Source organism: Spongiibacter sp. IMCC21906, assembly GCF_001010805.1.
GTDB lineage: Bacteria > Pseudomonadota > Gammaproteobacteria > Pseudomonadales > Spongiibacteraceae > Spongiibacter.
Map to the genome: position 1 here is coordinate 1,080,662 of NZ_CP011477.1, position 14,353 is coordinate 1,095,014.

Here is a 14,353-nt window from a genome sequence, read left to right on the forward strand (position 1 = left end):
ATCACTTGTACTGAAAATAAATAATAGGATGTCAGTTATGCGTGCGCCATATAAAGTCATTGTTTGGGGACCGGGAATTGTCGGTAACGCTTGTATTAAAGAAGTAATAAAAAAGCCAGAGCTGGATCTGGTGGGTGTATTGGCTTACAGCAATAGCAAAAACGGTGTTGATGTCGGTGAGTATCTGGGGATGGATGCTATTGGCCTGAGCATGACCACCGATCAGGAGGCGATCATTGCGATGGATGCTGATGTGGTGCTGTTTTCAGTGAATATGAGTACAGAGTTAAATCTGGATTCTGAGGCGACTAACATTGCTTGTCGTTTGCTTGAGTCCGGTAAAAGTCTGGTCACGTCCGCAGGGTGGTGGTATCCCGCCTATCATTCACAAGCGTTGCACGACAAGCTGGAGGCGGCCTGTAAAAAAGGGGGCAGTTGTTTGCATGGCACAGGCGTGAACCCGGGCTGGTTATATGAGCGAATTATTTCGACATTTACTGGGGCCTCTACCAGTATCAAGCATATTCATGTCCAGGAATTGTCCGACAACAGTCATATTGAAAGTGCCGATATGATGGGTGGTTTGGGATATGGTTCTGATATGTCAGAAAAACCATGGATAGAAAATGTCGGTGATCGTGGTTACGAAGAAACGCTGGCGCTGACCTGTCATGTTATGGGCGTCAAGCTCGATCGTATCGAGTCAGAGAAGAAGTACTTTGTTGCCCGGGAAGATACCAAGCTTATCCCTTTGACGGTGCCAAAAGGTAAACGTAACGGGGTGAATTTTCTCTATCATGCCATTGTGGACGGCAAAAAATTTATTACTCTGGAAGAAATCTGGTATGTCGATGAGCGTGATCTGCCAGACGGCCTGCACCGCGGTGACTATTACAATATTAAAATAGAGGCCGAGCCGGTTTCTGTACGGGGGCAGTTCCAGTTAATGGCCTCGGTGGAAGACAATCTTGAGCACCGCGAAGGGGATAATACTCTACCAGCTTACTACGCAACTGCCATGCCAATGATTCAGGCTATTCCCATTGTGTGTGGCGCCAAACCTGGCATTGTTGTGCCCTTTAACTTCGCCAATTACAGTCCTGATCTACGTAACTTCAAGAGTCCGTTGATTGTTCGATAGGATTTATTGTTGATTTCGCTTAAGCCGCTGCAGAAGCATTTGCAGCGGCTTTTTTAGGCCAAGTGTTTGCAGTAGAGCAGGTAAGCGCCAAAAATTATCCAATGTTTCGCTCGCATAAAAAAGCTCCGGACCAACTACTTCCGGAGCCACAGCTATCTGATGTCGTTTGCCTACTCAGCGTAGGATTTCAGGGGAATTGCTGTCCAGCCGTGTTCGATGTAGGTACGCATATCCTTGAGCTCGAAGTTGCGACCATCGGTCAGCTTCATGCTGCCTTCGGCGTGGGAGTGCAGGCCGTAGTGCATGGTGGCGCCCGAGGTGGTCAGGTAGCTGTAGAAGGTTCGGTGTGCAGCTTCGATATTCAGATCGATAACACCGTTCTTAGATTCCAGATTGAAGTGCCATTTAACCGGTACACGCATACGGGTTTTGGGATCGATCCAGAACTCCTTCTCTTCCATGGTGATATTACTGTGACCATTTTCGGAGAATTGGATTTCTTCGCCGTCAACGGTGACGTGGCTGAAGGTTTTGCCCACTGACGGGTAGTAGTAAATGAATACACGTATGTTTTCGCAGGCCCACCAGTTCCAGTAGTACGTTTCACCGCGCAGAATGTCGGCCAGATCCCACGCTGGCTGGATGAACTTTTCCTGGCAGCCAAAGGTGTTTTCTTTGCTGATGTGATAGGTTTTGCCTTCGGCTTTAATGGTGCCTTCTGCACATATGGGGTGTTCAAATCCCGCGATGTTGTTCTTTTCCAGATCGGCAAAGGGGCCCTTGTGGTAGGGGGCATCGCCGATACCGGTGAGTTTCAGGTCGAACTCGATGCCCATATGCTCGCCCTTGATTTCCCAGTAGGGAGGACGACAGATGTGTTGGCGGTTACCCAGGGTCCAGATTACTGCGTCGTCGACTTGTTCTACACTGCCAGATTCCCAGTGGTCGGTAGCCCAGGTGCGATTGCCGATAAAGTGGTTGTCCTGCATGCCGCCAGTGTGTCCCTTAGGGACTGCCATAAAGGTGGTATGACCTTTGTAAACGTCATCGACTTGCCATGGGCCATCTTTGCCGCCGCCGACGCGGAAGATACAGGAAACAAATGAAAATTCTTCACCTTCATCTGTTTCGCCCATAATCATGAAGCCATTGTTCTCCATGTAAGGCATACCGGCGGGTAGCTTATCGACATAGCTTAATTGATCTGCCAGTGTGACATTTGTTTGTGCTTTTATTTCAGTCATCGCTCTAACTCGTCTTTGGGTTGCCCATAAAGCTGATATATTATCAGTTATAGTGGGGCGGATTCAATATCCGCAAGGATGTAGATTTAATTTAGGCGAAAAATTTCATCGATTGGAAACTGGGCTCAGGTTTAGACCCAAAATGAACACGGAGCCAATCTTTGGCGTGGTTATCTTGAGTCGGGCATTAACAGGCAACCGTCAGCTTCTTATTCAGTGTGCTTTAGCGGCAAGTAGGACGGTGGGTTTGGAATAAGGGGACGTGTTGGTTGGTCTTGAGTCTCTAATGTTTCAGACTAATTTTATCGTTGCTGTATTAGTGGTGAGGTGATCGAAGGTCATAGAAGTGGTTGCTAGTCATGGGGTAGAAGCGTTCCCGAAGGTCATGTAGGAAGGGCTGGATTTTTGCAGAGGTTGCACTGTAGGCACAGGATGGGCACAGAGATCAAGGTTAATAGACGAAAAAAAACGGCAAGCCAGTAAGTTACTGATTTGCCGTTCTTTAATGTGGTAGCGGGGGCAGGATTTGAACCTACGACCTTCGGGTTATGAGCCCGACGAGCTACCAGACTGCTCCACCCCGCAACTGACTTTACGCTGTTTTTGAGCCTTGCGTTTGGCTGTCTCTGTATCAGAGGTTGCGCATTATAGGGATGGGACTTGGGGATTGCAACACCTTAGCCGGTTTGTCTTTGATTTATCTTTCAAAGGGTTTGTCTGGCGCTGGGTTGACCTCTAAAGCTGTGGGGGTCTAGGTGGTGGCGACGGAGCAAGCGATAAAATTCGGTGCGGTTGCGGCGGGCGAGTTGTGCGGCCTGGGTGACGTTGCCAGCGGTGATATGGAGGACTTCAACGAGGTAGTCCCGCTCAAAGTGGTCACGGGCATCGGCAAAGGGGACGATTTCGCCGTCGTCTTTTTTTAGCGCGCGTTTGACCAGGGCTTCAGGAATGACGGTGGTGTGGGAAAGCACCATGGTTTGTTCTACTACGTTGCGGAGTTGACGGATGTTGCCTGGCCAAGACGCAGACGCTAGGGCTTCCATGGCTTCAGCGGAGAAATGCCGTGGGGCTTTCCCTTTTGGGGAGAGCTGTTCCAGAAAATGCTGGGCAAGTAGGGGGATGTCGTCTCTGCGGGCACGTAGGGCGGGGAGCTCTAGCTGGACGACATTTAACCGGTAGTAGAGGTCCTCGCGAAAGCTGCCTTCTTCTATTAAGGCTTCCAGATCTCGATGGGTTGCGCAGATGACACGCACATCAATAGGCTTGCTGCCGGTAGAGCCGACAGGTCTTACTTCTCGCTCTTGTAATACCCGTAGCAGCTTGACTTGAAACTCCAGTGGCATGTCGCCCACCTCATCCAAGAATAATGTGCCGCCTTCTGCTGCCTGGATTAAACCTTGGTGGTCTCGGTTTGCGCCGGTAAACGCGCCTTTAACATGGCCGAATAATTCTGATTCAAGCAATGAGTCGGGTACCGAGCTGCAGTTCAGAGCCACAAAGGGTTTATCCGCTCTGGGGCTTGCTTTGTGTATGGCGCAGGCAAGTAACTCTTTGCCGGTGCCGCTTTCGCTCTGGATGAGTACACTGGCTTCGCTGGCCGCTACCATATTTGCTTGCTGAAGCGCTTCGAGTACATCGGCATTGCGGGTAACGATTTCGGCGAAGGCAGATGACTCGTTACCGTTTCCCTGGTTGTCTTTATTGCCAGCCAGCGACAGTGCCTTGTCGACTTCTTCTAACAGCGCGTTGCTATCAAAGGGTTTGGTAAAGTAACTAAAGGCGCCGCGTTTTGTCGCTTCTATTGCGTGGGGAATGGAGCCGTGAGCGGTAATGATGATGATAGGTAGCGATGGCTGGTTAAATTTGAGTTTTTCAAATAATGCCATGCCATCCATACCGTCCATACGCAGGTCGGTAATGACCAGTTGCGGTTGAAACGTCGGTACAAAAGCCAAGGCCTGCTCCGCACTCTCGGCTGTTTCAACGGTGTGACCTGATGACTGCAGGCGCATTTTTAATAAGTGAAGAATATCCTTATTATCGTCAACGACCATTAACCTTGACACTAGATGTCCTCCAGTTTTTTACTGTTTATCGAAAGGTGGTGGCTTGAGGTTGGCTCAGTTTGTTTTCGATCAACATGAGCTGCTCAATTTTTTGTTTAAGAGAAAGGTTCTCTGCCACTATTTTTTTGCGTTGCTCCAAGTGGTTCAGTAAAAACTGAGCAACGGGTTCGTAACGGTTGTAGCTGGATGTCAGGGCGCTGAGCCCAGTTTTACGCTTGGCTTTTCTCACATAGCTATGCAGGATGTTTTCTGCTTGCTGCAGATTGGCGGTGTTGGTGCTTGTTTGCATGAGCGCTGCAGCTAAGCGAAGCGTGTTGTAACTGTCGTTGTCGCGCTGATAATTTTTACGAGCCAGGCTTAGTTCTTGGCTGGCTTGGGCATGACTCACGTTGTCGAGGTAATTGGCAAAGCTGATAATGCCCAGTTCACTTCGCGCAAAAAGCTGGCCATCTGATGTGGATGCCATACTTGACTTCATTCCTCTGATTTCCTGCATACTGCAAGCGCTGAGAAGCGACTGCAGTAGCAGTACGCTTATGAGCAATCCAGCCTTGGTGTATCGCTTACTGAAGTTTGGGCTGAAGCGGAAGCGTAAGTCGGAGCCGGGCTCCGTGAGGGTAGTGGATGACTTCAATGTCTCCTCCATGTGCATTGGCATATTGTTTGGCGATGGACAGGCCCAGCCCCGAGCCTTCTACATCTCTATTTTCAGGGTTTCTAACCTTGTAGAACGCGTCAAATATGCGTTCTTTTTCTTCTTCGTCGATACCGGGCCCTTGGTCGGTCACTTCGACGATGGCGCGATTACTGTCCTGCCATAAGTGAATGTCGATCTGCCCGCGTAGCGGCGAAAACTTCACTGCGTTTGACAGCAGGTTATCGAGAACCGTGGTGATCTTGCCGGCGTCTTCTAAAATCGTAACGGCTTCAAGGTTCGTCTTAATTATCAGTTCTTTGGCACGAATATGGAGATTGTGTTCCCTAGTGACGCCGGTAATTTGCTCATCAAGGCGAATTTGTTGATAGTCATACGCTTGGAAGGGTTGCATGGAAACGCTGTATTTGAGCAGATCCTCGATGTTTTGCTGCAAACTACTGCAATTTCGCTGCAAGATTGCGCAAACCTCTTCTTGCTCTTGGTTGATCGGGCCGGCGACGCCATCCGCCAGAAGACAGGCACCTTCGCGTAAACTGGCCAGTGGTGTTTTTAGCTCGTGGGAAAAATGGCGTAAAAAATGTTGTTTTTGTGTTTCCAGTAACAGTAGCTGGCGGCGCAGCCACTCTAACCTGGCACCTAAATCACGGATATCCTTGGGGCCTTGGAGGCTAATTTCCCTATCCAGGTTGCCCCGGCCAATTTGCAAAATGCTTTGGTCTAGTTCTCGGATGTAACGTACTAACGGCGGTATGACAAAGATAGCGACAGCGCTAACAAGGAGGATGGCGGCCAGGCCCTCCCAGAGTAGAGTTTGGCGGGTAGAGCGAGCGGTGGCTTTCATCTCATTGACGCGAATCTCCACTTCTCGGCTATTCACTGAAATGAGGGTTCTGGCAATATCGCGAATGGTGGTAAAGGATTCTATCGCCTGGCTGGCAGCCTCTGACCCGGGTTTCGCGGTGGAGATAATCGCAAAGGCGTCTTGCTCAAGGGTGAGCAATGCTGTGATTTGGGCTTTGATGGCTTCGGGTAGGTCCAGCCCGCTAAGCTGCTTTGCAGTAACTTGCAGTTGGCTGCGAAACTGCGAATAGCTGGCCAGCAGGCTATCGTTGCCCAGTACTTGATAGACTCTGGCACTGCGTTCCATGTCTTTGGTGAGGTCCGATAACGCAAGACTATATTGAACGGCTTGCGTTGAGAAAATAACGGCTTTTTGGCCCTTGGTCGTGGCGCGCTCCAGGTAGACGCCCGCCAAGGCCAGCGCCACTACCAACATTAAAACTAAGGTCAGCAAGCCGAGTGAGACCAAGCGTGCCATTGAGTGTGGGTAGACGGATAACCAGCGACTGGAAACCACAAAGCCTTGAAGCTGTTGCAGTATTTGTCGTGGTATTTTCAAAACTGCCTCCTCCCCGAGTGTCCTTCTTGCCGATGTCTTTGTTTCCTATTCGGCTAGGACAGTATTGCTGATTTTTTTCAGCTTCTTTTGTAGGTCACTGTTTGTGCGTACTTTTTGTCAGTAGCGTGACAGCGCAAATAGCCGTCACTACACGGTCTAAACGGCTTGAGATAGCTGCGCCGGTCATTAGCAGACTGCAATGACATACGTTGGTTCAGTGTGAACTTTTCGTCTTGACTTTGTTACTCAGCGACTAAAGTTGCCTGCCCAGAAGGTCTTGCATATTGTCGCTGGGCTTTTGTGGATGGAAACTGGCGCCACCATGGCTAATGCCTCGGCTCCAGGCCCATACCGCATTGCCTAGAAAAAACGGATTGTCTCGAATGTTGGTTTCAGTCATGGCGGTAAATACTGCTTGAACGTAATCCAGCTGGGACGTGGGCAGTGGTGTTTTCTTTTTGCAGGGCGGGCCTTTACAGTCAACATACTCATGCACCGAGGCGGCGGCGGGAATGCCTATTTTAAAGGGAACCTCCGCTTGCTTAGACCACCGGTTCAGCATATCGAGTTGGCGTTGGGCAAGTTTACGGTAGCGCTTTACCGAGGTTGAGTGTCCGAGTGGGGTGGCGTCCAGATCGTAGATGGGGGCGATCAAATAGCCATTTTGATGAGCGCTGAAAATGGCTTGAAGGTTTTTGGCACTTTGGCTATTGGCCTTGAGACTATGGACTGGCGCAAATACCGAAAAATAACGGCCTTGAGGGTGGTTTTCGTCAATGCAGGGGCCGTTATCTTGAGCGAAAAGCGCTGCTATCCGTTTATAAAAAAAGTACTGGCCATTTTTTTTACGGACATCCAAGGGTTCCAAATCAAACTGCACCCCCTCAATATTAGGATCTTGGCATAGGGCAGCGGCGACTTTTTCAGCGAAAGCGTTGGCGGCTTCTTGTGAGAGTTCGTTAAACCCCTTCAAGCTGCCTTCATAGTGGCCGTTTACTACGCCGTCTATGATCGCCACGCTGCCTACTCCTTCAGGAAGCTTGTCGCTGGCACCTAATGTTTGCCGATAATGGGCAACGCTGCTGCGCTGATGATTGGCTGCTGAGCTTTCGGTCGCCAAGCTTAAAATGAGCTTGTCGGGCGGGCAGTGCTTGGGGTCGTGTTTGGAGCAGTACATCTCCATGCTGCCGTGGTAGCTGTAGATGGTGCTTATTTTGTGTCCGGGATCGGCATTGCGGTTGTAACGTGCTATTTCCGCCGAGAAAAAGCCTGGACTTACTGTCCGTGGCTCTCCCGGTACGTTGTGAGTATCGTAAACCCAAGCGCTATGGCCGCTAAAGGGCCATGCTTGGGCCTTGCTGTCGCTAGCCGCTTCGGCAGTTACGATTGAGGTAATGACCGGCAAGCCTAATAGCATCAGCGGTTTTAATAAACGGTTTAGCATCATCTGTGGCTCCGGTTTATTCCACTGTCACTGATTTAGCCAAGTTGCGGGGCTGATCAACGTTGGTCCCTCTAAAGACGGCCACGTGATAAGAGAGCAATTGCAGCGGGACGGTGTAAAGAATCGGCGCAAGAAAATCGTCAACACTCGGCATCGTCAAAATGCGGCTGTTAGGACTCGGTTGAAAGTCACTTTTCTTGTCAGCAAAAATCAGGAGCTTGCCGCCCCGGGCCTCTACTTCTTGTAGGTTGGCTTTCATTTTTGGCAGTAGATCATTGTTCGGCGCAACCGCGACAATGGGCATGTCGTCGTCAATTAATGCTAGCGGACCGTGCTTCAGTTCGCCGCCGGGATAGGCTTCGGCATGAATATAGGAAATTTCTTTGAGTTTTAGTGCGCCTTCCATTGCAATGGGGTACATATTGCCGCGGCCTAGAAATAGGCAATGGTTAACGTCCACCAGTTGTTTTGCGAAGTCTTTGATCTCGCTGTTCAGCTCCAAGGCAGATTCAATGGCAAAGCTGGCTTGCTTCAGTGATTGCACTAGCGACAGCTCTTCAGCGCTATCTATGCCGCTTCGGCGCGCTAACAGTATGGCCAATATATTCATTGCCATAAGCTGGGTGGTAAACGCTTTTGTGGACGCTACTCCAATTTCTGGTCCTGCCTGGGTGATAAACGTGAGATCAGTTTCTCTTACCAGTGAGCTGCTGGCGACATTGCATATCGACAAGGTGGCGGCATAGCCAGCCTCTTTGGCATAACGTAAGGCCGCTAATGTGTCTGCCGTTTCGCCAGACTGGGATAACACCACAAATAAAGTATTGGGGGTGACGACAGGTGAGCGATAACGAAACTCGCTGGCATGCTCTGCTCGACAAGGTCGTTTGCCTAGCTTTTCTAAAAGATAGCTGCCAACCACACCCGCATGATAACTGGTGCCACAGGCGCAAATGTGAACTTGCTCTATACCGTCTAAAATGTGACTGGCGTCGTCGCCTAATCGCGATTCTTGCAGCGTATCGTTATCAAGATAGGGACTGAGCGTCTGTCGCAGCGCGGTGCTTTGCTCATAAATTTCCTTGAGCATGAAATGGGGATAATCACCTTTTTCAACCGCACTCTTGGTCATTGTGGATTTTTGAATAGGCCGCTCCGCAATACGGCCGTACTGATTGTAGACCGTGACCGCGTGACTGCTGATGTCAGCAATATCGCCTTCTTCAAGATAAATAAAATCTTGAGTTTCTGACAACAGCGCGGAGACATCGGACGCAATAAAATTTTCGTCTGTGCCAATGCCCACAACCAATGGGCTGCCTCTGCGCGCTGCAATAATACGGCCCGGCTCGTTGTTACTGATGGCCGCAATGGCAAAGCTGCCCTCAAGCTCGGGCAGTGTTTTTTGAATTGCTGTTAGCAATGAGTCTTCGCTTTGCAAGTGTTGGTGAATCCGATGGGCAATGACTTCGGTATCGGTTTGTGAGTCAAAGTCGTATCCAAGATTTTGAAGATCTCGGCGCAGCGTTTCGTAATTTTCAATAATGCCGTTGTGGACGACGGCAACCAATTCGGTAGAAACATGGGGGTGGGCGTTGTTTTCTTCTGGACGTCCATGGGTTGCCCAGCGGGTATGCCCAATGCCCATCGTGCCCGACATGCCAGTAGAGGCAAGTTGTTTGGCGAGCTCTTCGACTTTGCCAACTGACCGCTCTTTTTTCAGACCTTGGCCATTAAGTGTAGCGACCCCCGCTGAATCGTAACCCCGATATTCAAGACTACGCAGGCCGTCAACTAAGAAAGGGATAATATCTCGATTTGCCGTTGCGCCAACCAATCCGCACATATGAATTCCTCGTTGCTTTATTTCAATGGTTTAACAGCCGTTTTTGTATTCCGTGGTAACGGTGCGGCCGAATACTTAGAAACTCATAGGGCAAGGAGTATGCCAGTCAGTGTTTAGACTGTAGTGGTGGGGCTTGCAGTGGAGTATGTGGCGTTTATTTTTATCTAAGTCTTTGAATAAAGCTTTATTTGTCGCTGATTTAAGACGGCGTTTCGACGCTTGTTTTAAATGAAGCGGCTTTTTCTGCGGCGCTTCATCCATTTGATTTGTGATTGCAGTCGTTGATCTGTTACGGCTTCGTCCAGGTTTTGATGAAATACATGAAGTCGATCACGATCGTTTAAATCTTGAATATCCTCGCGAAGATCCTGTCGAATCGATAATTCGGTTTGTTGATAATTCCTCAAAATCGCTAACTGGCGGTGACGGTATAGTTGTTGCAGTTTGCTATCCATGTTTGCCCCGTCGTTAAAGCTGTGGAGGTTTTCCTCTTCTTGTCGCCGAATCGATACGATAAGCGCCTCAAGTTTTTGTTCTGCTGCCCGATGTTGACGAACCGTTCTAGCCCGTCGTTGTTGAAGCTCATTGGCTTTGCGGCGGTTTTTAAAAAATAACAACAGTGATCGAAATAAACCTTGTGTCGCTAAACTATGATTGTGATCAGCAATCTCTACGGACAATTGTTCGATTTTTGACTTTGCACTGTATAACGCGCGTTCTGCTTCGTGTAGCTGGCCGCGACTGGCAGCACTAAGCGCGGCGATGTCTTCTGGCGACAGCATCGCTTTATTTTCGTTATAACTTCCTTGTGCTAATGCATTAAAAGACTGTGATGCTGTTTCGCAGGCGTCGAGGCGTTTTTGAAAAAAAACAATTTCTGAATCCAGCGCTTCTTTAATTTCCGACAGTGGCACTTGCCATCGATGTCCCTTTCGACGCGGGGTTGGCTGCGTGCGGAAGTTTATTACTTTGCTGTTTGTCACCCTGTCTCAATCCTCGCGTAGGCCATTTTTTGTATCTGTACAATGGCGTTTAATCAGCTTGGCTTAGTTTTGGCGTGCGAGCCAAATCGTCAATGTAATAATGGTATATGCAAGAATTGATCACACATTTGTCATAATTTTTAAAAAGTTCCCGGTGTTTTTTCCAAAAAATTACTCATCCGTTGCAATAAAACATGACTAAAAAATAGAATAATTTTCGTATTGTCGCAAATTGGCGACGCGTTAAATTTTAATAAAAACAATAACTTAGTGGTTTATTTTGGCTTCGGTGTGTGTCGATGGCAACAGTGCTGCGCGCATCCTGTTCGTTAAATGTTTAGATTTTATTTTTGTGTGTCCGGTATCGCCCTCTAGCCCACGCAGAATGGCGCTATTTTATAGCTGGCATACAACTTGCCATGTTGGGAGTCAACATGCAGGGAATCAATACTGTTGGGAGTCAACGCTGCAGGTAATCAATGCTACTGGGAGTCAACGCTGCTGGTAGTCAATAAAGCCGTTATCTACAGCGATGAATACTGTGAAAAGGCCACATAGAATTTTTTTAAAATTGCGGACATTTGCAATAACAGCGCAGTTTAAGAGGTAGGTCAGTGCAAATTGCACGACAGCGCTATTTTTTTGGTAAGTAGAACGTTTTTCAATATTGCAAGGTAAAGGGAGTGAATAATCTTGATTAAGAAACCACTTGGATCATTTTTTCTGTTAGCTGCTATGGGGGCGCCAGGGTTGATTCATGTTGCCGCTGCTCAGCCGGCAGCGGCGCAAGATGCGCAAACTCCGGTCGCCAGCCAGCCACGGCAAGCCCAGCCCCAGGCAGTGTGGCTAAATTTTCTGGATCAGCTTAAAGAAGTGGCCAAAAACTCTCCTGAGATGATGGCAGAGGCCGCATTGCTGGAGGCCGAGAAAGAAAGTTATTACGCCGAGCGCGGTGATCTGGGTCTGGAATTATCGTTGAGCCATACGCGGTATCCCGAGGGTTCTGGATCTTCGTCTTCGGGTAGTGGCTTCACGGCGCTGGAGGAGTATTCAGAAGCGAGAATCTCTATTGATTTAATGCATCTGTTGGCGCGGCGCAGCTCCAGTATCGATAGTGCAAAAGCCAGAGTGGAAAGCGCTGAGTACGAGGTGGACTTAAAGGCAATAGAGGCGACTATTCGGCTAATGGAAGATGCAGTAACTGCCTGGACTTACGGTTACCGACGCGAAGCGCTGAACAATGCCTTGGCCAGTATCGAGGGCGCAAAGAGCAAGTTGAAGCTTTCCGAGCAGGCGGCAATGCCTGAAATTACCAAGGCAACACCGACCAAGGTTGCCGAGGCGATCATTTTACATAGCGAAATTAATAATAATCTCAAAGCGATATCGTCTTTAATCCCCAACATTCCGCCTTCGCCCAATGATTTTTCTGTGCTGCCGATTACGCCGCCAGACGGGGATGACATCTACGAGTTGGCTAGCCAGGACTTGAACGCTCAAATTCTTAAAGCAGAGTCCTTGGCCTACAAGGAAAAGGCCGAGTCACTCCGGGGCAACGGCGTTTCTCTCAGCTTGTATGGCGGTTTTGTCGAACAGGAAACCCAAGCAGCGTCAGGCACTGATACCGAAGATGGACCACAATATGGCGCCCAGTTAACCGTGCCGCTGGGAAGTAATCAGCATCATCTTCGTAAAAAAGCCGAATTTGAAGCCCATGCTGCCAAACTTGGTGCACTGGCTGCGGTCCGAAATAGTCAACGCAGTTTAGTCGAATTGCGAGATCACTGGGCAGAAGCCGTTGCGCGAATGAATCAGTCGCAAGAAAACATGCGCCAGCAGGCAGCGCTGTTATCAAAGCTTCGTCGTCGCGCTGGTTCGCCCGGCTCAGGTCAAGCGCCAGAACCTTGGGAAGTGGATATGCAAGCGGCAGTGTTTTGGACCGCGGTGGCAAATGTGTGGGAAAAACGTGCGGTATGGGTAACCGACGCGCTGACTTGGGGGTTGTTAAGCCCTGAGTATTTGCAGGCTAATGCGCGCACTGGAAATGCCCAAAGCAGTCGGTCTTTATGTGCGCCATACGTGTCTTGCGACGAAATTGCAGGCAACTGAAATTTAAATAGCAAATAGGATTGGTGACATGGTTCTTTCAGTAAGCAAACGCAATGTACAAAGTAACGATAATGCGGAGCTTGGCAGTTATGAAATGTTAGAACTGCGGGAGTTTGAGCGGGGCACTGACGAGGCCGATGCCGTGAAGTCTGTGCTGGGTAACCCAGTGATAGAGCTGGGTGACTTGGATGAAGGTGTAGTGCCGCTCGTGATTGTGGGTTACGACCAAATCAAGATCGAACAAATACTGCAAGAGCAGCGCGAAGGTTTTTCGGCCTTGCGTCCTATTGCGGTCATTGGTCTCAACGCCGATGCGTTGACGGCGGATATTCTTCATCTTGCTGATGTGGTTTTGCCGCCACGACCCCAGCGTCAAGATTTGCTGGGGGTGGCTCGTAGCCTGGCGGTTTTGTCTACCCATATTAATCGCTTGCACCGGTCACCACGGGATAGCGCTATTACTCTGTTGCAGTTTCTTTATACCCGAGGTCGTGATGTTGAAGCCGATGTCGATCCAGAAAGCCCTATCGCCTATCGCTTTCCTTTAGCGGAAACGCTGTTGCAGTGCGACACCCTCGAAACGTCATCGTTGTTACAAGAGCTTGCGATTAGGGATCTGTTAGATGCCCGGCATGTGGACCGGGTTTTTACCTGTCCATCGTGTAATGGCTATCGCGTTCCGGTTAAAGAGCTCTGCCCAGAATGCGGTTCTAGTCATTTAGGGGTAGAGGAGTCTATCCATCATTTTCGCTGTGGCTATGTTGCGCCCGAATCAGAATTCAATGCGAGTGGCGCCAGCCAGTGCCCTAAATGTTCGGGGGGGCTTCGTCATATCGGTGTGGAGTACAACCGTCCTGGCCGCTTTGCTATTTGCCGACAGTGTAACCATTGGGCAACAGAACCCGAGCTTGCGGCATGGTGTGCTGATTGCAACGAGTATCATTCGCCCGGTGACTTGGTGGCCGAACAAATATGTAATTACGCCGTTGGCCAGAGTGGTGCAGAGGTTGCTCGTAAAGGCCGCTGGGGACCATCTGCGTTGGAAAGCGAAATGCTGATGGAACCACCTATGCCATTTTCAGATCTTGATGGCGCGTCTCCAGTAGATAGCGATTACTCTAAGGAACTTGCGTTTAAAGTAGTTGAGTTGGCCCAGCAAAGTGGACGGCCAATGACGATTTATAAAGCCTTGTTGTTAGTAAATGATGTTGATAAAGAACGTCTTGAGGAGCTTTTGGCTAAAACCAGAGAAATACTCAGGGGCATACTGCGTGATTCAGATGTTGTGGTGAATACCAGTGACAATGAGTTTTTACTGCTGCTACCCGCCCATGATATCGAAGAGGTGCCAAGCGCTCAGGCCTTGGAAGATTTCGTACTTGACCGGGGCGCAATGCACTTGTCGGTAAGCTGCGTCAGTGGTGATGAGCCGTTGACGGCTTCAGCTTGATGAATCAGGGACG

General features: G+C 49.4%; 10 protein-coding genes and 1 tRNA gene. 3 read left to right on the forward strand and 8 right to left on the reverse strand.

Translation table 11 applies throughout. From position 1 onward, the window contains the following. The first annotated feature begins 37 nt into the window (after positions 1-37). Entirely contained in the window at positions 38-1,141 is a 1,104-nt protein-coding gene (locus IMCC21906_RS05025) for a hypothetical protein (protein WP_047011253.1), read from the forward strand. A gap of 170 nt (positions 1,142-1,311) precedes the next feature. Here IMCC21906_RS05025 and IMCC21906_RS05030 read toward each other — a convergent pair whose 3' ends face one another. The 8 genes from IMCC21906_RS05030 to IMCC21906_RS05065 form a co-directional block, all read right to left on the reverse strand. Continuing rightward, positions 1,312-2,385, reverse strand: a complete 1,074-nt coding sequence (locus IMCC21906_RS05030; protein WP_047011254.1) for a hypothetical protein — start codon at positions 2,383-2,385, stop codon at positions 1,312-1,314. A 508-nt stretch (positions 2,386-2,893) separates the two neighbouring features. Next, positions 2,894-2,970 (reverse strand) — tRNA-Met (locus IMCC21906_RS05035). A 119-nt stretch (positions 2,971-3,089) separates the two neighbouring features. After that, on the reverse strand, positions 3,090-4,451 hold the full coding sequence (locus IMCC21906_RS05040) for a sigma 54-interacting transcriptional regulator (RefSeq protein WP_231580318.1): 1,362 nt from the start codon (positions 4,449-4,451) through the stop codon (positions 3,090-3,092). A 25-nt stretch (positions 4,452-4,476) separates the two neighbouring features. Continuing rightward, positions 4,477-4,917: a hypothetical protein gene (locus IMCC21906_RS05045; protein ID WP_156165989.1), complete on the reverse strand. Its 441-nt coding sequence runs from the start codon at positions 4,915-4,917 to the stop codon at positions 4,477-4,479. Between the two features lie 97 nt (positions 4,918-5,014). After that, a complete protein-coding gene (locus tag IMCC21906_RS05050; protein ID WP_052763373.1) occupies positions 5,015-6,508 on the reverse strand; it encodes a cell wall metabolism sensor histidine kinase WalK in 1,494 nt (497 codons plus the stop codon). A gap of 253 nt (positions 6,509-6,761) precedes the next feature. Then, the gene (locus IMCC21906_RS05055; protein ID WP_047011257.1) at positions 6,762-7,955 is read right to left on the reverse strand and encodes a hypothetical protein; all 1,194 of its coding nucleotides are present in this window, start codon (positions 7,953-7,955) and stop codon (positions 6,762-6,764) included. 13 nt (positions 7,956-7,968) lie between these two features. Continuing rightward, the gene (gene glmS, locus IMCC21906_RS05060; RefSeq protein ID WP_047011258.1) at positions 7,969-9,798 is read right to left on the reverse strand and encodes a glutamine--fructose-6-phosphate transaminase (isomerizing); all 1,830 of its coding nucleotides are present in this window, start codon (positions 9,796-9,798) and stop codon (positions 7,969-7,971) included. 224 nt (positions 9,799-10,022) lie between these two features. After that, positions 10,023-10,712 carry a hypothetical protein gene (locus IMCC21906_RS05065; protein ID WP_047011259.1) on the reverse strand — a complete coding sequence of 230 codons (690 nt, stop codon included), beginning with the start codon at positions 10,710-10,712 and terminating at the stop codon, positions 10,023-10,025. A 762-nt stretch (positions 10,713-11,474) separates the two neighbouring features. Here IMCC21906_RS05065 and IMCC21906_RS05070 point away from each other — a divergent pair. Both IMCC21906_RS05070 and IMCC21906_RS05075 read left to right on the forward strand, forming a co-directional pair. Further along, positions 11,475-12,890 (forward strand): TolC family protein, encoded by a 1,416-nt coding sequence (locus IMCC21906_RS05070; protein WP_156165990.1) that lies wholly within the window; start codon positions 11,475-11,477, stop codon positions 12,888-12,890. A gap of 28 nt (positions 12,891-12,918) precedes the next feature. Continuing rightward, on the forward strand, positions 12,919-14,340 hold the full coding sequence (locus tag IMCC21906_RS05075; protein WP_047011261.1) for a hypothetical protein: 1,422 nt from the start codon (positions 12,919-12,921) through the stop codon (positions 14,338-14,340). Positions 14,341-14,353: the final 13 nt, after the last annotated feature.

Coding starts and splice junctions, on each gene's coding strand:
- IMCC21906_RS05025 (WP_047011253.1), top strand. CDS start 38: ATGCGTGCGCCATATAAAGTCATTGTTTGGGGACCGGGAATTGTCGGT.
- IMCC21906_RS05030 (WP_047011254.1), bottom strand. CDS start 2,385: ATGACTGAAATAAAAGCACAAACAAATGTCACACTGGCAGATCAATTA.
- IMCC21906_RS05045 (WP_156165989.1), bottom strand. CDS start 4,917: ATGGCATCCACATCAGATGGCCAGCTTTTTGCGCGAAGTGAACTGGGC.
- IMCC21906_RS05055 (WP_047011257.1), bottom strand. CDS start 7,955: ATGATGCTAAACCGTTTATTAAAACCGCTGATGCTATTAGGCTTGCCG.
- glmS (WP_047011258.1), bottom strand. CDS start 9,798: ATGTGCGGATTGGTTGGCGCAACGGCAAATCGAGATATTATCCCTTTC.
- IMCC21906_RS05075 (WP_047011261.1), top strand. CDS start 12,919: ATGGTTCTTTCAGTAAGCAAACGCAATGTACAAAGTAACGATAATGCG.